This is a genomic window from Aeromonas schubertii, from assembly GCF_000820105.1.
Taxonomy (GTDB): Bacteria; Pseudomonadota; Gammaproteobacteria; order Enterobacterales; family Aeromonadaceae; genus Aeromonas; species Aeromonas schubertii.
Genome location: NZ_CDDB01000010.1, coordinates 154,947 through 173,609 on the forward strand (window position 1 = coordinate 154,947; position 18,663 = coordinate 173,609).

Sequence of the window (18,663 nt, forward strand, 5' to 3'; positions counted from 1 at the left end):
ATCAGTTTCATTCTTTGCCAAGGCCGACAACCCAGGGGGATGAGTCCTGGTGCTCATGGAGCTCGGTACTCTCATGGCTCAACAGATAGCGTTCAAGCGCCGCCAGGGTTTGTGCGAAGATCGAGTGCAGCTCCTCAAGTCGAGGAGACGCCCCTGACTGCACCGAGTGGATGCACTCACTGCAGGCCCGCTGCAATCGTTTGGCCATCAGGTTGCCGGCCAGTCTCTTGAGGCTTCCCAGGAGGCTACACAGATGAGCCCTCTCCTCCTGTTGCAGGGCAAGCTCTATCTGATACATGGCATGCCGGTGTTCGCTGACAAACTGGCTGGCCATCACCATCAGGGCCTCTTCATCGCCACCGACTCGCGACAGCGCCATGGCGCAGTCAAAGAGTGGCAGTGATTGGGAGGGGATGACGGCCTGTCGGTCACGGGCCGTGACCAGCTCGATAATGGCCTTGTAAAGCTCCGTCTTGCCAACCGGCTTGGTCACATAGCCATTCATGCCGGCATCGAAGCAGTGCCCCCGATCCTCGGGCATGGCACTGGCCGTCAGGGCGATGATGGGCAGTGACTCGGACGAGCGATAGCGACGGATCCTGCGGGTCGCCTCCAGACCATCCATGACCGGCATTTGCAAGTCCATTAGCACCAGATCGAACTCTTCTTGCAATACCCATTGCACCGCCTCGGCCCCGTTATCGACCACCTCGGTGTGAGCCTCTACCCGTCTGAGATACTCAACGATGAGCTGCTGATTGACCCGGTTATCTTCTGCCAACAAGATCCTGATACCGGCGAGCTCCCCCACCCAGTCGGTTCGCTCATCGGGGGACGGGACCCTCTCCTGTTCGCGTTGGGTGAGCAGCGCGTTCATCTTGTCCAGCAGCAAGGGCTCGGTCACCGGCTTGCTCAGGAAATGTTGCAGCTCCAAGGACTCCATACGCCGATGCAGGCCATCGCGGGACCAGGCGCTGATCACCAACACCGGCAACGTGGCGAGCCTGGGCTGCCCACGCAATACAGGTACCAGATCCAGGCCATCCTCATCCCCCAGCCGCCAGTCGAGGATCACCATAGTCAGGCGATCCCCGATCATTCTCACCGACTCTCGGGCGTCGGCCAGGGTCGTCGCCTCGTGGACGACCGCCCCGGCGCGCTGCAGTACACTGCGCAGCAGATCCATCACCAAGGGATTGTCTTCCAGCAGCAGGATTTCGCTCCCTCCGGGAAGGAGGCGCTCTGTATGAGCTCCTCCATAAATGGCGGGTGAGAAGGGAATATCGAAAAAGAATCGAGCCCCCTGACCGGGTTCACTCTCGACTCCTATGTTACCGCCCATCAGCCCCACCAGCCGTTGGGAAATATTCAATCCGAGCCCGGTGCCTCCGTATTTTCGGCTATAACCGGCATCGAGCTGAGAAAAAGGCTTAAAGAGGCGCGAGCGCTTGTCGGGATCGATGCCGATACCGGTATCACTGACCGAAAATGCCAACCTTCCCTGCTCGTCGACGCGGATGGAGAGGGTAACCATCCCCTCTTCGGTAAACTTGATGGCATTGCCGACCAGGTTGATGAGCACCTGCCCCAACCGAAGTGCATCACCACGTAGCCGTTCTGGCACCGACGGCGCCTTGTCGATCATCACCTCGAGAGCCTTGCGTTCGCTCATGTCTGCAAACATGGCCGCCAGCGAGTCCAACAACTCGTCGATACTGAAATCGCACTCCTCCAGGGTCAGGTTGCCCGACTCAACCTTACTCAGATCCAGGATGTCATTAATGAGCAGCAGCAGGTTATCCGATGCCACCTTGATCTTGCCCAGATAATCACGCTGGGTCAGAGTCAATTCGGTTTGTAGTGCCAGGGAGGTAAAGCCGATCACCGCATTCATCGGTGTTCTGATCTCATGGCTCATGTTGGCCAGAAAATCGCTACGGCTCTTGGCCAGCCCCTGAGCGTGATCCGCCATGGCGCGCAGGTGCCTGTCCCGATGCCAGAGCATTCCTCCAATGGTGATGGCAGTGAGCAGCACCATCAATGCAGTGGTCCCATAGAGCGCCCCCTTGAGGCGATTGATCTCCGAACTCTGGTCCATCTTCCAGCCGAGCAGGGTAGAGAGCTCCTCCCCCGCCGCCAGACGATCGCGCATTCGATGCATCAGCCCGTCAACCTCCTGCCACTGCAGATAGAGGGGCAGCAGCTTGTCGGCACTGTCTCCCTGCAGCGTGGATAACAGGTGTGGATTCAAGGCGTCATCATGTGCCCCCTCTCCCTGAGGGAGCCGACCTGTCAGCTGCTGGCGATAGGCATCGCCAAGGCGTCTGGCACGCTCGTGTTGCAAGCCAAATGCCATCAGGTCGTTCATGTATCGAGTCAGGATGTTGACGATGTCACCTCCCTGGCTCAGCTCATCGTCGAAGGCGGCGTCGCGATAGAAGTGCACAAACGCCTCCACTTCCTGATGCAACGGGGCCAGCGATCGTTCGAGGTCTCGGGTATTCATGGATTGTCCCAGCACGGCGACAGTGCCAAGGCTGATATGATGGAAAAGCTCATCGGCGCGCTGGGTCAGTGCCACGGCTCGTTCAAGTTGCCTTATCTGATAGATGCCGCCCCCAACCAGTAACAAAATGGAGAGCACCAGACAGGCCCATAGCCAGTTGTAGCTTCGTTCTGTCATGTTTATCCCGTGTTATTCTCGTCACTTTAGAATTATTAAGGAGCCGGCATGTCCTCCATCATCACCTATTGTAGCCACTGCTATGTGAAGAACCGAATGAACCTCAGTCGTCCCCCTCAGGAAGCCCGTTGCGGACGATGCCATCAACCCCTCATCGATCTGGCCCCTGTCGTCGCCACCGATGCCAATTTCGAGGCGTTGATCGCCTCCGATATCCCTGTGGTTATCGACTTTTGGGCCAGCTGGTGTGGGCCTTGCCTGCAATTTGCCCCCACCTTTAACGCGGTCGCCACCGAGCTTGAGCCACGCTTTCGCTTTGCCAAGCTCGATACGGAAAAAGAGAGCAATCTCGCCGCCCGCTTCGCCATTCGCAGCATTCCAAGTCTGCTGGTTTTTCAGCGCGGCCAGGTGATTGCGCAGCGCAGCGGCGCCCTGCCGGCATCCTTGTTCAGGCAGTGGCTGGAGACACTCCCCCGGGCATCCTGACTCACCCAGCGTCCCCGTCAACACAGGGAGGCGAGTGGATACACCGCCGATTATTGTGAGTCTTACCATGTTTTCAGCAGGGTTGACTGTTCGTTACCGGTTACCTGGATGTAACATCCCAATCACCAATACAACAACAATCCAATGGAAACTCATGAGCGATCAACATATTTCTTCGCATCAGCCGCAGACTGTCACCCCACGCTGGCTGGATATGAAATCCGGCATCCTGATTGCCGATCTGCTGCTGCTCTTTGCCATGCTGAGCTGGCTTCCGTTCGACCCCAATGTCAACAAGGGGCTGGCGATCCTCGTCTTTATCGCCATTCTCTGGCTCACCGAGGCGGTGCATATCACCATCACGGCCCTGGCCATCCCGGTGCTGGCGACCCTGCTCGGGGTCGCCGACATGGCCAAGTCTCTCACCAGCTTCGCCAACCCGGTTCTGTTTCTCTTCTTCGGTGGCTTTGCGCTGGCGGCCGCCCTCTCGAAACAACAGCTCGATGCCCAGCTGGCCGCCAAGGTGATGCAACTGGCCAAGGGGCACCTCGGCTGGGCGACCGTGGTCCTCTTTTCAGTCACGGCCGCCCTCTCCATGTGGATCAGCAACACCGCTACCGCCGCCATGATGATGCCGCTGGCGCTGGGCATGCTCAAAGGGCTGGATGTTCACAAAGAGCGTCGGACCCTGGTGTTTGTACTGCTGGGGGTGGCCTATAGCGCCAGCATCGGCGGGATCGGCACCCTGGTCGGCAGCCCCCCCAATGCCATCGCCGCCGCCCAGATGGGGATCGGCTTCACCGACTGGCTCAAGTTCGGGATCCCGGTCGTCGTCATCTTCCTGCCGGTTGGCATTGGTCTGCTCTATCTGGTTACCCGTCCTACCCTCTCTCACCAGGTCCGGAGCCAGAAGGTCAGCATCGTCTGGAATGGCGAACGCAAGACGACCCTGATCATCTTTTTGGCCACGGTCGCTCTCTGGATCGGCTCCCAGCCGCTCTCCAAGGCACTGGGGGGCATTGCCCAACTCGATACCCTGATCGCCATGGGCGCCATTCTGGCTATCGCCGTCAGCCGGGTCGCCAGTTGGGAAGACATCAACAAAAACACCGACTGGGGGGTGCTGATGCTCTTTGGCGGTGGCCTCACCTTGAGCGTGGTCCTCAAAGATACCGGGGCCAATGCCTTCCTGGCGCAGCATCTCTCCAGTGCGCTGGCAACGCTACCGCTGTTCCTGGTTCTACTCTGCCTCGCCGCCTTCGTCATCTTCCTGACCGAGCTGGTCTCCAATACCGCCACGGCGGCCCTGCTGGTTCCTCTCTTCGCCGGGGTTGCCGAGGCAATGGGCGTCTCCCCTGTGGTGGTCTCGGTTCTGATTGCCATCGGGGCCTCTTGCGCCTTTATGCTCCCGGTGGCCACGCCTCCCAATGCCATTGTCTTTGCCAGTGGCCACATCCGCCAACGGGAGATGATGCGTGCCGGATTGGCCCTTAACCTGATCTTCACCCTGATCATCACCCTGCTGGCCTACTTTGTGGGGGACATACTCCACTAAACGCCCCTGTAACGACGAAGGCCAGTCATACGACTGGCCTTCTCTTTTTATCGCACCAAGCGACCTTCAGATCCCGCGTACCGCCTGGATCAGGGGGCTCATGTCTGCAGGAAAGGAGCGGCTGCGGATCGCCTCTTGCACGGCCCGCTCATCGTAGCGGTCAGCAGGATAGAGCACGACGCAGCTCACATCACCCGGGGCCAGGAAGTTGTGCTCACCGAAGTCGGTGTAGCGGGTCGCCCCTATGCTGACAAGCAGCCGAGAAGGATAACCGGCCCCCTCCAGCAGCCCGAGCAGATACTCGGCCGGCCCCTCATCCTCCTGATGATTGAGCTTGTCACACATCCACTCCACCAGCCGACCATGGAAATAGCTGTAGTCGACCACGGCACTGTCCACCCCATAGGGGATCAACTCACCATCGCGCTGCAGATAACAGGCGATGCGATAACCGTCGAGCAGGCCACCAGGCTGCAACCCATCGATGGGCAACAGGGTGGCTGAAAGCCCCTTGCTGCAAGGCCCCCAATTTTTCTTCTCGCTGATCTTGCGTGCATTGGGTCTGCGAATAGAGCAGTCATTGTAGGCACCAAACCCGGTGGGTCGCAGTGCGCTCACCTTGCCATCCCGATATTCGACCTGACACAGCAGGGCGACCTCCGGCTCAATCTGCACCTTTTCATCCCCGGATATGGCGGCCTCTGGCAGTAACAGGGTATCGCTGCTGACCGGAAAGACGCCCAGTTGGCCATCGTGCCCCGGCACATAAAAAGGAAACATCGCCTTGGGCGCCAACTTGTCACGCACCATGACGGCCACAAAATCGGAGGCCTCGCCGGCCTGCTCAAGGTGCCCGGCAAAATTACCGGCCACACCCAGTCCCATCATCTGATGCCACTGCTTCTCTTGCATTACTCCACTCCGCTGCATACCAGCCACTACGGGTGGCCGGGGATCACTCGAAACGCGCTATTAGAGCACAGCTCTTTGGGTGGCGCCCACTACTGAGAGACCAAACTGTGGTCCCCCTCTCTTCAGGTGGAACAACGGTTTACCCCTCGCCAAGGGGGCGGCACAAGGATAGAATGCGCCCCAGCCTCCGGCTGCATACACCTAATCCGGCTCACCCCTCTTTTTGGATCCAATTGATGACCGAACCTATGCAACTGCTCGATACCGCCATGACCCTCTTCCTCGAGCTGGCCTCCGATAACCTTCCCGCCGACGAGATCGCCCGTTTCAATGCCCTCTATAACGAGCAGGGATTGATGGCCGAAGTAGAGCTCGGCGATGACTGGGAAGCCGATGTGGGCTTTGCCGTCAACGACGAGGAGTATGCCGAGGTGTGGATCGGCCTGGTCAACGAGAGCGAGGAGTTCACCCATTTGTTTGCCCGTCTGCTGCTTTCTCGATCAGACGAAGAGAAGTTCTGTCATATCGAATGGCTGCCGTGATGCCGTGAGCGACGTTATTCCCCTCACCCTGCCGCGCCCCCGCTGGCATTGGAGCCGGTTGCCCCGGCTGCTTGTGATCACGCTGTTGTGGGGGGTAATGCTCTCCATTCTCTGCGTAGGGATGCTGCGCTTTATCGATCCCCCCTTCTGGAGCTGGCGCCTCTTGCGAGCCATCGATCCGCCGGCCCCCATCAAGCAGGTGCAACACAGCTGGATTCCCCTCGAAAAGATAGCCAGTTCACTGCAACTGGCGGTGATCGCCGCCGAAGATCAACACTTCCCCCGACACAACGGCTTCGATCTGCAGGCCATCGAGGCCGCACTCAAACACAACGAGGCGGGACGTACAGTGCGTGGTGGCAGCACCCTCAGCCAGCAGACCGCGAAAAACCTCTTCATGTGGAGCGATCGCAGTTTCCTGCGCAAAGGGCTGGAGGCCTGGTTTACCCTGCTGATGGAGCTTGGTTGGGATAAGGCTCGCATCCTCGAGGTCTATCTCAACATCGTGGAGTTTGGGCCGGGTATCTACGGCGCCGAAGCCGCCGCACGCCACTATTTTCATAAACCGGCCAGTCGCCTGAGCGCCTATGAGGCCTCCCTGCTGGCGGCCGCCCTGCCCAACCCCTGGCGATATAAAGTCAATCCTCCCTCCCCTTATGTCGCAAAACGCTCTGCCTGGATCCGTCGCCAGATGCAGCAACTGGGCAATGTGACCCTGCAGCAGGTTCAGCAGGCCCCCTGAGTTCCCACCATTTCACATCCACAGGAGATGCGTCACAGACTCCAGACATGGATTTGAACGGAAACCACCAAGACCGTAACATGATACCCACACTCAGCTGTTGGACGTATCAAGGATGAAGATTAAGAGTCTTGTTTTTTCACTCATTGCCACCGGATTTCTCTCTCCGGCCCAGGCTGCGACGCCCTATGCGGGTGCACGCATAGGCTGGTCATACTTTCAGGCCGGTTGTGAGTCATGGGCCACCGGCTGCCAACGTGATGCCCTTGGCGGTGGCGTGTTTGGCGGTATGGAAATCAATCAATGGCTTGCGCTCGAGGGCGGCTACACCTGGCTTGGCAAGGCCAAGGGAGAATACAGGGCCGGTGACGTAGACGGAACCATGCAAAGCGCCGATCTCTCCGCCAAAGTAACCTATCCCGTGCTCGATCCTCTTGCCCTCTATGGCCGAGTCGGCGCGCTCCACTGGTGGGGCAAGGTCGATGGTGAGGGATATCATTACTCCGATCGCGGCTGGGATGCACTGTTTGCCACCGGAATCGAATATCGACTGAACGAACGCTGGCTGGCCCGCCTCGAATATCAGTTCATTGATGGCCTGGGCAACGACAGGCTCGGGCAGAGTGACCATCACCTCACCAGCCTGGGCGTCGTCTATCGCTTCGCAGCCAGCACCCCATCTGCCCCCACCCAGACGACGCTGCCTCCCGTCCCGACCCGGGTCGTATTGGCCCCTCTCTCGGCTGAAACGTTGTTTGCCTTCGACAGCGCCACCCTGCGCGATACCGCAGTACTGACACCGCTGCTCAATCGCCTGCTCGAGGCGCCACAAAGCCGGTTACTCATTACCGGCCACACGGATGATCGTGGCTCGCAATCCTATAACCAAGGGTTGAGTGAACGACGAGCCCAGGCCGTTGCCGATTGGTTGGCAAGTCAGGGCATAGCACCCCAGCGCCTTAGCCCCCGCGGGGACGGGGCTCGCGCCCCTATTGCCGACAACAGCACAGAGGAAGGTCGCGCTCAGAATCGTCGGGTCGAACTGCAGTGGCAACCCTGAGGAGATGGATATGAAAAAAACACTCATCACGCTAACCCTGATCCTCGGGGGGTGCGGAGGCAATGGTGACGATGGTTTCCCCAGTCGGCCCGACGTCTCCCCACCCGCCCCCCAGTGGCAAGTGCCCCAGGCTCAACTGCTCGATATCGACGGTGATGCGCTGGTTGGCGCGACCCTGGAAGGGAAATATCTCTTTGTGGATCCCAATACACCACCCCGTCTCGAGGGCGCCAGTGAACTACGCTGGCGTGACAGCCAGAACAGTACGCTGGGTATGGGCCAACGCCTTAACTTGACCTCCGCCATGGTGGGCAAACGGATCGCATTTTGTGTCAGCCCGGTAGCACAAGGCACCGCACAGACGCGCGGCGAAGAGCGTTGCAGCCTGCCCCTCCTCATCAGAATGCCAACCGGCTCCGCACCTGAGGCGAAAGCCGTCTCCCTGATGCCTGCCGGTGGGTTGACTGTTGGCGATACCGTCAACGGTCAATATACCTATCAGGATGCAGATCCACAGGACAGGGAGGGGAGCAGCCGTTACAGCTGGTTGGTCGATGGGGTCGTGCTCGCCGGAGCGAGTGGTCAAAGCCTGCTTCTGACCTCCTCGCTTCAGGGCAAGAGTGTGACCTTTTGCGTCAGGCCGGCTTCGGTTCCAAGAGACCCCCACAACAATCCAACACAGGGAGAGACCCGCTGCAGCGATGCCTCCCCCCACATAGGGGCAAAAACTGGCAAGGCTCCGGAGGTCATCAAGCTCGCAGCCCTGGGGTGGCCTGCTGTTGGCAATACCTTGCAGGGAGCCTATCTCTATGAAGATGAAGATGGCGATCAAGAGGGAACAAGCCTGCGCCAATGGAAGCGTGCCGGAGTTTCGATTCCGGGGGCAACCGGCCGCAGCTACCAACTGACCGCGAGCGATGCGGGCACTATAGTGGGTTACTGCGTCACGCCAGTGGCCAAGAGCGGCTTGCCCGATACGGGAATTGAACGTTGTGACACCCTGGGCCCGGTGGTCACCACTCCGCAGGGGATTCCTCCTTCGGCTGAATCGACCATCACAGTCGCCAACGGTGATTGGCCACACGCGGGAGCTCTCCTCACTGGTAAATACCAATACATCCCCTCATCGACGGGACGACCCGAGGGGAACAGTGTGTCATTCTGGCGGGTTTCAGGCCGGGATCAGATTTGCGCCGGCCAACCCTGCGATTACAACATTGCCAGCGATGATGTTGGGCAACCCATCCAATATTGTGTCGTCCCCATCGACAATGCCGGATTGTCAGGCACCCTGACCTGTTCCCAGATTACCGGAGCGGCCATCAGGTTATATGGACACCTGGAGTACAACCGCACCCTCTATGCCGACATCATCGGTCTTAGCGGGCATTCCCGCTGGCTGGTCGATACCTCCAATATCAGCGGTCCCGGCCATAATGGGTCCATGAGTGAACCTCTTGGAGCCTTTCCGGTCCCGGCTTATCGTATTGGTACCACCCTCTTGGCCGCTTTGCGTGGCCTCCTTGGCTATGACACCAATGCGGTGCACGATCTCAACGGAAACGGCATGATAGACAATCGGGAGTGGGCCGATGCGATTCGAAACCACACAGCCCCCGCCATCGATGCGCGCCACTTTGTGGGCAAAGAGGTGACATATTGCCTGCAGACCGAGCAATATGGCGAGATCTGCCTCAACGCCTCCGAAAGCCGTGGCCCTGGCGACACCCTCTGCACCGATGACACCCAATGCGTCGTCGGGGGTGTTTATTACAATGGCGCCAATGCCGGGTTGAGAGGCATAGCCCCCGTCACACGTCTGCTGCTGGCAGGGGAAGATGCCTCGGGCACCCCCATCGACGGCTCGGCGTACTTCCACCGTCCGTTGAGCAGGGCAGAGGTCAACCTCAAGGATCTGGCCGGTCTTGGAGCCGGACTGCCGGCTCCCGATTCGTCGGGTGAGTTAATTCAGGGAGGCATCCACTGGGCAAGGCTGAGCCATGCCGCCCCCTCACCAACCCCCACCAGCCCGGCGCTGCAATTGTGTCGTCAATTGACCGATGGCGACCCGGTAGGCAGTTGGTCACTGCCCGTCGAGAACAATACCTACTCTACCGACAGCCATGCCGCCCCCAACGGCGACAACCAGGCTCCCACCGCGCAGGGTCTCAACAACTTGACTCTCTGGCAGGTTCATTTTGGAGGTCAGGTCACCCCCGTCAATGAACTCGATCCCGTGTTCGGTTGGCCCAAATATAAGAACTGGAGCGCGACCCAGGCCGGCTCGACAACACACAAGGCGCTGGACTGGCAAAATGGCAGTGACTTTGCCAACTGGGGCAACACCAGCCCACTTCTGGTCAACTGCATCCAGTAATCAGTCATAACCGCACGTCAAAGGGGCCGCGTCACGACGGCCCCTTTTTTCTGCCCTGCTCCAGCTGGGGCAAAAAGTGCCACCACCACACCTCTCTTCGGCGCCGCACCTTAAGCCTGTACCGCCGTGTCTTCATCGCGCCTCCTGTTGCGGCTTCAAGCATGGTCTTCCTCTGCCATCGGGGCAAGGTGGTTCCAGGGCGGGATTACTGTTAGAGTTGGGCCGCTTTGATGGAGGAGTTATGACACAGAGAACCCCGGACCAACTGGTTGAGTTGGCCTACGATCGCTTTTTGGAAGAGGCGGCAGATCACCTGACCCCGGAGCAAGTGGTCGATATCACTCTGGAGTTCGAGCAGCGTGGAGCGGTCGAGGCCACCCTGCCCGTCGAAGATTGGGCCAACGAGCTGGGTGCTCCGGTGAGCCTGACCGACTGGGCCGAGGTGTGGGTGGGACTGCTCGATCATCAGGACGAATTCGACACCATCTATGCCAAGTTTTTGGTCCCGCTCGAGAGCCGAGAGCAGACGCTCCATATTCGCTGGTATCCGGCCCAATAACGAAGAGGCCCGTCATCATCGACTGGCCTCTTCGCGTTAGCGTCCCGCCTGCTGCTGAGCCAAAGCGTGGCAGCGGCGACACAGACATCGGGTAGCATCGGGCGCCATGGGCAGTGGCCGGGTCTGATTGCACCAGCAGGCCTCGATCCCCTCACCCGCCGAGACGGCGCAGTAGAGGGGCTCACCGCAGCGCTCACAGCGGGCCGAGCTGCGCTCGCCCTTGAGCTCCTCGATGAGCGCGCGCTGCTGTGCCTCGTCCATGGCGCTCCAACGCCCGATCTCGCCAAGGGTGCGACCACACCCGAGACAGATACCGCCGACGGCGCGGCAATCGCCGATGCAGGGTGATGGCATCAGGAGGGCTCGTCCTCTGAGTTCACCAGCCGGATCCCCTCCCCTTCGATCTGGATGCGGCCCTGCTTGTAGAGTCCACCGATCGCCTTCTTGAAGGTGCCCTTGCTGATGCCAAAGAGTTGGTAGATGAGCTCGGGGTCGCTCTTGTCCCCAACGGCCAACCAACCTCCCTGGCGCTCGAGTCGGGCGAGGATCTTGCCGGAAGCATCATCGGCCTTGCCCATACCGGGCTGGTTCAGGGTCAGATCGAGCTTGCCGTCGTCGCGCACCTGCTTGACCCAGGCGCGGGTGGGACGCCCGGTCGGCAGGCGACCGAAGATCTCGTTTTTGAACAGCATGCCGGGCCAGCGGCCATTGACCACGACCTTGATGCCGAGCGGGGTGTGATCGCCACTTTGTACCGACACCTCATCCCCGGCCTTGAAGGGGGGACGGTCGGTGGCCAGATGACGGTCGATCTTGCTGGTCCCCACCATACGCCCCTCGTGGTCGAGGGAGAGATAGACCAGATAGGTACGGCCCACCTGCATCGCCTTGGCCTGCTCACGCTCGGGGACGAAGAGGTCTTTTTTCATGCCCCAGTCGAGGAAGGCGCCTATCTTGTTGGCACTGACCACCTTGAGACCGGCAAATTCGCCCGCCATCGCCTTGGGCTGGTCGGTGGTGATCACCGGCTCGCAATCCGCATCCAGATAGAGGAACACCTCCACCCCCAGCCCAACCTCCGCCTCGGGCGGCAGTTGGCGACGCGGCAGCAACAGCTCGCCGTAATCCCCCGCCTCGAGCCAGGCCCCCTTGGGTTCGAGCTCGACTATGGTCAGGGTATTTTTCTTGCCAATCTCAATCATCATCTCAATTCCGACACCTAAATCGAGGGCGCATCTTACCGCAAACTGCTGCCAGCAGCATCGCCTGACTGCACACAATTCAGGCAAACAGGCGAGGGTTGGCTGCTAATGGCCCTACTTTTAGGTAGACTTCGCGCCAATTTTCTTAACGAGGATCCGCAGATGACGCCATCCGTTCGCACCCGACATCTCAATGCCTGGCTGGAGCAGGCACTACCAGGGCTGGGTTACGCCGGCCTGCACGGTTTTCTCTGTGCCCGCCTGACCGGGCCTGATCTGCCGGACTGGCACCACCCTCTCGCCGGCCTCTGGCAAGGGGCGCTGGATGAAAAAACCAGGCAGGCCATCGATAGCCTCATCGACGAGCTTGAGCTCCTGGCCGATGAGGGGCAGCTCGCCCTGCCCACCCAGTGTCGTCTGCCGAGCGGAGATCCCGAGTCTGTCTTCACCGATGATCAGCCCCTGCGCCAGTGGAGCCACGGCTTTAGCCTGGGCTTTGCCTGTTGGCCACGGCCCAACGATCTCAATCACCCGACGACCCAGCTGCGTTTTAGCCTGGCCGCCGAGCTCTGTCTGTTTCGCGACCGCCAGATGGCGCAGATGCTCCATCAGGCCGCCCCTGACGCCCCGGCCTTGCCCGATTTTCTCAAGCGCAGCCGGCAACAGATGAAGAGTGCCCTCAATGGTCTGCTTCATGCGGAGCAGGCGGTAAGCCCGGGCGACTACGCCGAGCCGGAGATCCCGGTAGAGCAGGCCGAACGTTGGCAAGAGTGGTTTGATGCAGCCTCCCGCACTCGCAGCAGCCATGAGCGGGCACGCCTCTATGGCCTTATCGTCGAGGATGCCTCCACCCGGTTTGACCAGGCCACCCTCGAGGCCCTGGGTGGCTATGCCTGGAGCGAGCCTGCCGCTCGGCCCCTGCTGGCCGCCCGGGCGAGTCTGGCCGACTGCCTGCGCGAGCAAGGCCGCCTGCAAGAGGCAGAGGAGCACTACCAGGCTCTGCTTACCCTGTGCCAGGACGACCCGCTCGGCTGTCGCTACCAGCTCTCCAGTCTCTATGCCCTGGAGGGGCGTTGGGAGGCGCTCGCCGCCCTGCTTGAGCGCTTCGACGAGGCCAGCACCTGGCTCTGCTTCAATCGCGCCCTGATGCTCTTCGCCACCCAGGGGCGGGACGCCGCTGCTGCGGCTCTCTCCGAGGCGTGCCGCGCCAATGCGCACGTCAAGGCCTGCCTGCTCGGCAGCCGCAAGCTGCCCAAGGAGGCGCCGCAGGCTTACAGCCCCGGCAATCGGGACGAGGCCGCCAGCTATGCCATGGCAACCCGCGAGGCCTGGCTCAAGCATGGCGCCCTGTTCTGGCTGCGCCAGGGCTGAGACGACAAAGGATGACCCAGGCCATGGAGCAGGCCTTATAAATGGCGTATCATGAGCCAGTATCATTAGAAACCGCCTGGCGGGGCGGTTTGCCCGCAGGAGACGTTATGCACAAACCCATCGGCCTGCTCCAACACTATCCCCCCTATCAGCTGGTCCATGCCGCTGAGATGGTGCGGGAGACTTTCGAGCAATTTTACCAGCAGCGCTACCAGCTAACCGTGCCCCAGTGGCGCCTCATGATGGTGCTGGGTCCCCAATATCCCATCAGCCAGAAAGAGCTGGTGGAGGCGAGCGGCATGGACAAGGTGCGCATCTCCCGCGAGATCCACCGTCTCGGCGAGAAGGGGATCGTCTCAACCGAAAGCCACGCCCACGACAAGCGGATCAATCTGGTCTCCCTGACCGCCCCCGGCCTCAAGTTGTTCCAGCAGCTCAAGCAGGACATTGCCAGCTGGGAGACCACCCTGAGCCAGCACCTGCCCGATGACGCTCGCCTGCAGATCAATAGCCAGCTCAAGGCGCTGGATGAGGCGATCGACAAGCTGCACATTCTCGACAAGGAGTGATCAATGGGACTCGAGCGTTTCGCGACCATGGACATCAACATGCTGTTGAGCCTGGTCAACATGCAGCTGCGCGACAACTACGACGATCTCGACGATCTGGTGCGCGCCCATGACATCGACCGCACCGCCCTCGAGGCCCGTCTGGCCGAGGGGGGGTTTGCCTATCAGCCCGCTCAGCGGCAGTTTCGTTAACCCTTCCTCGACACAAGAGAGGGCCGGCATAGTGCCGGCCCTCTCTTATTTGCCGCTATTGGCAGCGACCTCAGGCAACCAGTTCGGCCACCCGTGCCCGGGCTGCCGCCAACCCCTTGGCCACGGCGTCCGGCCCCATGCCCATCCCCTCGGCATAAACAAACTCCACCTCTGTGATGCCGATAAAGCCGAGAAACACCTTCATGTAGGGGGTGACCAGATCGCTTGGCTGACCCAGGTGCATGCCACCGCGCGGGCTCACCACCACGGCACGCACGCCGTCCACCAAGCCGACCGGGCCGGTCTCGGTGTACTTGAAGGTCACCCCGGCACGGGCCACCAGATCGATCCAGTTTTTGAGCTGGGTCGGGATGTTGAAGTTGTACATGGGGGCGGCAATCACCACCATGTCGCTCCCTTTGAGTTCGGCTACCAGCTCATCGGAGAGTGCCACCACCTGACGGGCCCGTTCACTCAGGTTGTCGCCACCGCGCAGGGCACCGGCAAGCTCGCCGTCAAGAACCGGCAACTCGAGCTCGGCCAGCTCGCGCACGGTCACGCTGTCAACCTCTCCCTTTGCCTGGCGCTCGGCAAGCAGGTGATCGATAAGGGCGCTCGATTGGGAGTAGCCGCCGAGTATGCTGGACTTGAGTACGAGGATCTTGCTCATGATAGTGCTCCTGATGTGTCTGGCTCCCCTGAGCCGATGGAGAGACTCTAATCCCCCGGCGTTTCCCATCACAGCGAAAAAGTTGGCTCTATTCATTCAAAAAATTTGAACCATAGTATCTTCGCCAGAGAGCGACATGCCTGAGAAAAGCCACAGGGCTTGGCAGAACAAACGATTGCCGCTATCATTCGCCGCACTTTTTTGACAGTTATCTCCTACCATGCACAGGCACTCCCCTCTGGCCGGTGCAGTCTGGATGATGGTCGCCGGTCTCTGCTTCGCCGCCGTCAACAGCCTGAGCCAGTATGTCAGCTTCAAGCTGGGCTTCCCCTCCACCCAGGTCGCCTTCCACCAATACCTTATCGCTCTCGTCTGCCTGCTCCCCTGGCTCATTCGCCACGGACTCAAGCACTCGCTGCTTACCCGCCAACTGCGCCTGCATCTGTTTCGGGTCGCCCTGGCGGTGGTGGGTATCCAGTTCTGGCTCTGGGCGCTGGCGGTTCCCATTCCCATCTGGCAGGGGATCGCCCTGTTGATGACCTCCCCTCTCTTCGCCACCCTGGGCTCGGCCCTTTTCCTTGGGGAGAAGGTGAGTCGGGCCCGGCTGCTGGCGACCCTGGGGGGCTTTACCGGGGCCATGGTGATCCTGGCCCCCTGGCGCGAGGACTTTACCCTCGCCTCCCTGCTGCCGGTGGCCGCCGCCCTGTTTTGGGCCGGTTACTCCCTCTTGGTACGCTATCAGTCAGCCACCGAATCCTCTCACACCCTGGTGGTCTACCTGCTGCTGCTCAGTACCCCCTTCAACGCCATGCTGGCCCTGCCCGAGTGGCAGTGGCCCACCCCGGAGCAGTGGTGGTTGGTGGCCGCCGCCGGCGCCCTGTCAGCCCTGGCACAGATGGCCATCGCCCGCGCCTACAGCGTGGCCGAAGCCTCCTTCGTGCAACCCTTCGACTTTGCCAAACTGCCCATGAACGTGGCCGCCGGCTGGCTGGTGTTTGGCTGGGCGCCGCCGGGACGACTGTGGCTCGGCGCCGCCATTATCATAGGCGCCGTGACCCTGCTCACCCATCTGGAGCAGCGTCAACACCGTTGAGATCCCGAGGCACGCCATGCGTGCCTCTTTTTTTACGTCCGTGACCATAAGGAGTGAGATCATGTTGGGAACCGCAACCCGCCCCTCTGCTACCCGCGCCCTGCTGTTGGGCTCAGGTGAACTTGGCAAGGAGGTCGCCATCGAGTTGCAGCGACTCGGGGTGGAGGTCATGGCCGCCGATCGCTATGCCGATGCCCCGGCCATGCAGGTAGCCCACCACAGCGCCGTCATCGATATGCTCGATGGCCACGCCCTGCGCGAGCTGGTAGAGACGTTCAGCCCTCACCTCATCATTCCCGAGATAGAGGCCATCGCCACCGATACCCTGCTCGCCCTGGAGACCGAGGGGCACAGGGTGGTGCCGACCGCGCGGGCCACTCGCCTCACCATGAACCGGGAGGGGATCCGCCGCCTCGCCGCCGAGGAGCTCTCCCTGCCCACCTCCCCCTATCGCTTCGCCGGGGAAGAGAACGAGTTTCGCGCCGCCGTGGCCGAGGTTGGCATGCCCTGCGTGGTCAAGCCGGTGATGAGCTCGTCGGGCAAGGGGCAGAGCGTGGTGCGAAGCGAGGCCGATCTCGTCCACGCCTGGCGCTATGCCCAGGAGGGAGGGCGCGCCGGGCGCGGCAAGGTGATCGTCGAGGGCTTCGTCGACTTTGACTACGAGATCACCCTGCTCACCGTGAGCGCCGTGGACGGCATCCATTTTTGCGATCCCATCGGCCATCGCCAGGAGGAGGGAGACTATCGGGAGTCCTGGCAGCCCCAGGCCATGAGCGAGCAGGCCCTGATCCGTTCGCGGGAGGTGGCCGGCAAGGTGGTCGAGGCCCTCGGCGGTCACGGCCTGTTCGGGGTCGAACTCTTCGTCAAGGGGGATGAAGTCTGGTTTAGCGAGGTCTCGCCCCGTCCCCACGACACCGGCATGGTCACCCTCATCTCTCAGGATCTCTCGGAGTTCGCCCTGCACGTGCGCGCCATCCTGGGGCTCCCCATCGGTCGCATCACCCACTTCGGCCCGAGCGCCTCGGCCGTGGTACTGTGCGATGGCCACAGCCAGGATATCCGTTTCAGCGGCCTTGCCGAGGCCCTGGCCCCGGTGCCTGGCGCCCAGCTGCGCCTGTTTGGCAAGCCCGAGATCCAGGGACGCCGCCGCCTCGGAGTCGCCCTGGCCCGGGGCCGTGACACCCAAGAGGCCATCACCCTGGCCAAACAGGTCGCCGACAGGGTTACTATGCACCCCTAAGCCTGACAGCGAGGCAGGAGGGCGCTATCATGCGCCCTTCTCGGGTGGTGAACGCGCCTTTGGCGTGTCACCTCGTTTCCTGTGCGCCCTAGCACCGGCGCTGCATTAGGAGCCATCATGATCAAGGCAGTGATTTTCGATATGGATGGGGTCTTGCTCGACTCCGAGCCCTTCTGGCAACGGGCCCAGAGCCAGGTTTTCGGTGAGCTGGGACGAGCCATGAGCCAGGCCGATTGCGAGGCCACCATGGGTCTTCGCATCGATCAGGTGGTGGCCCTGCGCTACCCGGATCTTATCAATCCGCCGAGCCAGCAGACCGTCGTCGAGCACATCGTGGCCGAGGTCAATCGCCTCATCCGCCTCGAAGGCACCCCCAAGGAGGGGCTCGATCACGCCCTGACGCTTATCCGTGATCAGGGGCTGCGCATCGGCCTTGCCACCAGCTCGCCCATGACCATGGTACATAACGTGCTGGAGACCCTCGGCATTGCCCATCACTTCGAGGCCCTTCACTCGGCCGAGGTAGAGCGCTTTGGCAAGCCCCACCCGGATGTTTATATCCACGCCGCCGAGAAGCTGGGGCTGGACCCCGAAGCATGCATGGCGGTGGAAGACAGCTTCAACGGCCTGCTGGCCGCCAAGGCGGCGCGCATGAAGGCACTTATCGTGCCCGATCCCGCCCTGGTGGGGGATCCACGTCTGGCCATCGCCGATCTCGAGCTCCCCTCCCTGGCCCGTCTGGAGGCCACACATCTGCGCTAGAACGTGCACTCTCTCGCGGTTTTCCCCGGCACACAGCGGCTAGACTCAAGGTATGTGAAGAGCCCCTATGGGCCGGGAGGAGACCATGATCACCTACACCAGCAAGCGAATCGTCTGCCCCCACTGCGGCCACCACACTGTGGTGGAGCTCGACGCCAGCCAGGGGGATCAGGATTACTACGAAGATTGCATGGCCTGCTGTAATGCCATCCACCTGCGTCTGCACAAGGATGAGGAGCGCGATCGCCTGCAACTCTTTGTGGATTCCGACGACGAGCAGATCTTCTGACATAAACGCGGGGCCATCAGGCCCCGCGCTCCTTGCTGTCAGTGGGACAGACATCAGCCCCGCAGACTATCCAGCTGTGGCGCCGTCATGCTCGGCACAAACTCGGTCACCTCATACTCGGCGGCACCAGCCTGCCGAAAGGGATCGCCAGCCAGCACTTGATCGAGCGCCTCACGTGTCAGACCGTTGGCCAGGATCACGCCACCGCTTCGCGGTACCCGCCGCCCAGAGGCGAGAAAGTGCCCCGCCGCATAATGCGCCTTGAGCCACTCCACATGAGCCGGGATCAGCTCATCGATCACCGCGATCGGTTTTACGTACGTTAAGGTCACCACAAACACGGAGCTCACTCCTTAACG

General features: G+C 61.1%; 20 protein-coding genes. 14 read left to right on the forward strand and 6 right to left on the reverse strand.

Annotation, left to right across the window (positions count from 1 at the left end):
• Positions 1-7: 7 nt before the first annotated feature.
• The gene (locus BN1133_RS02130) at positions 8-2,683 is read right to left on the reverse strand and encodes a hybrid sensor histidine kinase/response regulator (RefSeq protein ID WP_082177863.1); all 2,676 of its coding nucleotides are present in this window, start codon (positions 2,681-2,683) and stop codon (positions 8-10) included.
• Between the two features lie 48 nt (positions 2,684-2,731).
• Here BN1133_RS02130 and trxC point away from each other — a divergent pair, with 48 nt between their 5' ends.
• On the forward strand, positions 2,732-3,169 hold the full coding sequence (gene trxC / locus BN1133_RS02140) for a thioredoxin TrxC (protein WP_050664909.1): 438 nt from the start codon (positions 2,732-2,734) through the stop codon (positions 3,167-3,169).
• A gap of 154 nt (positions 3,170-3,323) precedes the next feature.
• Entirely contained in the window at positions 3,324-4,724 is a 1,401-nt protein-coding gene (locus BN1133_RS02145; RefSeq protein ID WP_082177864.1) for an SLC13 family permease, read from the forward strand.
• Positions 4,725-4,790: 66 nt separating this feature from the next.
• On the opposite strand, the gene BN1133_RS02150 is transcribed toward BN1133_RS02145, so the two are convergent.
• Positions 4,791-5,636 (reverse strand): DUF5718 family protein, encoded by an 846-nt coding sequence (locus BN1133_RS02150; protein WP_050664910.1) that lies wholly within the window; start codon positions 5,634-5,636, stop codon positions 4,791-4,793.
• A gap of 236 nt (positions 5,637-5,872) precedes the next feature.
• Here BN1133_RS02150 and BN1133_RS02155 point away from each other — a divergent pair, with 236 nt between their 5' ends.
• The 5 genes from BN1133_RS02155 to BN1133_RS02185 all read left to right on the forward strand — a co-directional run bounded on the left by BN1133_RS02155 (position 5,873) and on the right by BN1133_RS02185 (position 10,916).
• Positions 5,873-6,178 carry an HI1450 family dsDNA-mimic protein gene (locus BN1133_RS02155; RefSeq protein ID WP_050664911.1) on the forward strand — a complete coding sequence of 102 codons (306 nt, stop codon included), beginning with the start codon at positions 5,873-5,875 and terminating at the stop codon, positions 6,176-6,178.
• A 97-nt stretch (positions 6,179-6,275) separates the two neighbouring features.
• Positions 6,276-6,920 (forward strand): monofunctional biosynthetic peptidoglycan transglycosylase, encoded by a 645-nt coding sequence (gene mtgA, locus BN1133_RS02160; RefSeq protein WP_231686228.1) that lies wholly within the window; start codon positions 6,276-6,278, stop codon positions 6,918-6,920.
• Between the two features lie 115 nt (positions 6,921-7,035).
• On the forward strand, positions 7,036-7,980 hold the full coding sequence (locus BN1133_RS19475) for an outer membrane beta-barrel protein (protein ID WP_082177866.1): 945 nt from the start codon (positions 7,036-7,038) through the stop codon (positions 7,978-7,980).
• A 10-nt stretch (positions 7,981-7,990) separates the two neighbouring features.
• Complete coding sequence (locus BN1133_RS19950; RefSeq protein WP_153006764.1) at positions 7,991-10,357, forward strand: hypothetical protein; 2,367 nt, start codon at positions 7,991-7,993, stop codon at positions 10,355-10,357.
• 241 nt (positions 10,358-10,598) lie between these two features.
• On the forward strand, positions 10,599-10,916 hold the full coding sequence (locus BN1133_RS02185) for an HI1450 family dsDNA-mimic protein (protein ID WP_050664916.1): 318 nt from the start codon (positions 10,599-10,601) through the stop codon (positions 10,914-10,916).
• 36 nt (positions 10,917-10,952) lie between these two features.
• Here BN1133_RS02185 and BN1133_RS02190 read toward each other — a convergent pair whose 3' ends face one another.
• Both BN1133_RS02190 and BN1133_RS02195 read right to left on the reverse strand, forming a co-directional pair.
• Positions 10,953-11,270, reverse strand: coding sequence for a DUF1289 domain-containing protein (locus tag BN1133_RS02190; protein ID WP_050664917.1), 318 nt, complete (start codon positions 11,268-11,270; stop codon positions 10,953-10,955).
• Complete coding sequence (locus tag BN1133_RS02195; RefSeq protein ID WP_050664961.1) at positions 11,270-12,118, reverse strand: CvfB family protein; 849 nt, start codon at positions 12,116-12,118, stop codon at positions 11,270-11,272. The genes BN1133_RS02190 and BN1133_RS02195 overlap by 1 nt, the downstream gene beginning before the upstream one ends.
• 162 nt (positions 12,119-12,280) lie before the next feature.
• Between BN1133_RS02195 and BN1133_RS02200 the strand changes: the two genes are divergently transcribed.
• The 3 genes from BN1133_RS02200 to BN1133_RS02210 all read left to right on the forward strand — a co-directional run bounded on the left by BN1133_RS02200 (position 12,281) and on the right by BN1133_RS02210 (position 14,250).
• Complete coding sequence (locus BN1133_RS02200; RefSeq protein ID WP_050664918.1) at positions 12,281-13,489, forward strand: UPF0149 family protein; 1,209 nt, start codon at positions 12,281-12,283, stop codon at positions 13,487-13,489.
• Between the two features lie 107 nt (positions 13,490-13,596).
• Complete coding sequence (locus tag BN1133_RS02205) at positions 13,597-14,058, forward strand: MarR family winged helix-turn-helix transcriptional regulator (protein ID WP_050664919.1); 462 nt, start codon at positions 13,597-13,599, stop codon at positions 14,056-14,058.
• Positions 14,059-14,061: 3 nt separating this feature from the next.
• Positions 14,062-14,250, forward strand: a complete 189-nt coding sequence (locus BN1133_RS02210; protein ID WP_050664920.1) for a DUF4250 domain-containing protein — start codon at positions 14,062-14,064, stop codon at positions 14,248-14,250.
• A 70-nt stretch (positions 14,251-14,320) separates the two neighbouring features.
• On the opposite strand, the gene BN1133_RS02215 is transcribed toward BN1133_RS02210, so the two are convergent.
• Positions 14,321-14,920 carry an FMN-dependent NADH-azoreductase gene (locus BN1133_RS02215; RefSeq protein WP_050664921.1) on the reverse strand — a complete coding sequence of 200 codons (600 nt, stop codon included), beginning with the start codon at positions 14,918-14,920 and terminating at the stop codon, positions 14,321-14,323.
• 256 nt (positions 14,921-15,176) lie between these two features.
• Here BN1133_RS02215 and BN1133_RS02220 point away from each other — a divergent pair, with 256 nt between their 5' ends.
• The 4 genes from BN1133_RS02220 (at position 15,177) to BN1133_RS02235 (ending at position 18,304) form a co-directional block, all read left to right on the forward strand.
• Positions 15,177-16,013 carry a DMT family transporter gene (locus BN1133_RS02220; protein ID WP_136613570.1) on the forward strand — a complete coding sequence of 279 codons (837 nt, stop codon included), beginning with the start codon at positions 15,177-15,179 and terminating at the stop codon, positions 16,011-16,013.
• A gap of 61 nt (positions 16,014-16,074) precedes the next feature.
• The gene (gene purT / locus BN1133_RS02225; RefSeq protein WP_050664923.1) at positions 16,075-17,253 is read left to right on the forward strand and encodes a formate-dependent phosphoribosylglycinamide formyltransferase; all 1,179 of its coding nucleotides are present in this window, start codon (positions 16,075-16,077) and stop codon (positions 17,251-17,253) included.
• 117 nt (positions 17,254-17,370) lie between these two features.
• Complete coding sequence (gene hxpB, locus BN1133_RS02230) at positions 17,371-18,015, forward strand: hexitol phosphatase HxpB (protein ID WP_050664924.1); 645 nt, start codon at positions 17,371-17,373, stop codon at positions 18,013-18,015.
• Between the two features lie 85 nt (positions 18,016-18,100).
• Entirely contained in the window at positions 18,101-18,304 is a 204-nt protein-coding gene (locus tag BN1133_RS02235; RefSeq protein WP_050664962.1) for a CPXCG motif-containing cysteine-rich protein, read from the forward strand.
• Between the two features lie 53 nt (positions 18,305-18,357).
• Here BN1133_RS02235 and BN1133_RS02240 read toward each other — a convergent pair whose 3' ends face one another.
• Positions 18,358-18,645: a YciI family protein gene (locus BN1133_RS02240; RefSeq protein ID WP_050664925.1), complete on the reverse strand. Its 288-nt coding sequence runs from the start codon at positions 18,643-18,645 to the stop codon at positions 18,358-18,360.
• Positions 18,646-18,663: the final 18 nt, after the last annotated feature.

Coding starts and splice junctions, on each gene's coding strand:
- BN1133_RS02130 (WP_082177863.1), bottom strand. CDS start 2,683: ATGACAGAACGAAGCTACAACTGGCTATGGGCCTGTCTGGTGCTCTCC.
- trxC (WP_050664909.1), top strand. CDS start 2,732: ATGTCCTCCATCATCACCTATTGTAGCCACTGCTATGTGAAGAACCGA.
- BN1133_RS02145 (WP_082177864.1), top strand. CDS start 3,324: ATGAGCGATCAACATATTTCTTCGCATCAGCCGCAGACTGTCACCCCA.
- BN1133_RS02150 (WP_050664910.1), bottom strand. CDS start 5,636: ATGCAAGAGAAGCAGTGGCATCAGATGATGGGACTGGGTGTGGCCGGT.
- BN1133_RS02155 (WP_050664911.1), top strand. CDS start 5,873: ATGACCGAACCTATGCAACTGCTCGATACCGCCATGACCCTCTTCCTC.
- mtgA (WP_231686228.1), top strand. CDS start 6,276: ATGCTCTCCATTCTCTGCGTAGGGATGCTGCGCTTTATCGATCCCCCC.
- BN1133_RS19475 (WP_082177866.1), top strand. CDS start 7,036: ATGAAGATTAAGAGTCTTGTTTTTTCACTCATTGCCACCGGATTTCTC.
- BN1133_RS19950 (WP_153006764.1), top strand. CDS start 7,991: ATGAAAAAAACACTCATCACGCTAACCCTGATCCTCGGGGGGTGCGGA.
- BN1133_RS02185 (WP_050664916.1), top strand. CDS start 10,599: ATGACACAGAGAACCCCGGACCAACTGGTTGAGTTGGCCTACGATCGC.
- BN1133_RS02190 (WP_050664917.1), bottom strand. CDS start 11,270: ATGCCATCACCCTGCATCGGCGATTGCCGCGCCGTCGGCGGTATCTGT.
- BN1133_RS02195 (WP_050664961.1), bottom strand. CDS start 12,118: ATGATTGAGATTGGCAAGAAAAATACCCTGACCATAGTCGAGCTCGAA.
- BN1133_RS02200 (WP_050664918.1), top strand. CDS start 12,281: ATGACGCCATCCGTTCGCACCCGACATCTCAATGCCTGGCTGGAGCAG.
- BN1133_RS02205 (WP_050664919.1), top strand. CDS start 13,597: ATGCACAAACCCATCGGCCTGCTCCAACACTATCCCCCCTATCAGCTG.
- BN1133_RS02210 (WP_050664920.1), top strand. CDS start 14,062: ATGGGACTCGAGCGTTTCGCGACCATGGACATCAACATGCTGTTGAGC.
- BN1133_RS02215 (WP_050664921.1), bottom strand. CDS start 14,920: ATGAGCAAGATCCTCGTACTCAAGTCCAGCATACTCGGCGGCTACTCC.
- BN1133_RS02220 (WP_136613570.1), top strand. CDS start 15,177: ATGATGGTCGCCGGTCTCTGCTTCGCCGCCGTCAACAGCCTGAGCCAG.
- purT (WP_050664923.1), top strand. CDS start 16,075: ATGTTGGGAACCGCAACCCGCCCCTCTGCTACCCGCGCCCTGCTGTTG.
- hxpB (WP_050664924.1), top strand. CDS start 17,371: ATGATCAAGGCAGTGATTTTCGATATGGATGGGGTCTTGCTCGACTCC.
- BN1133_RS02235 (WP_050664962.1), top strand. CDS start 18,101: ATGATCACCTACACCAGCAAGCGAATCGTCTGCCCCCACTGCGGCCAC.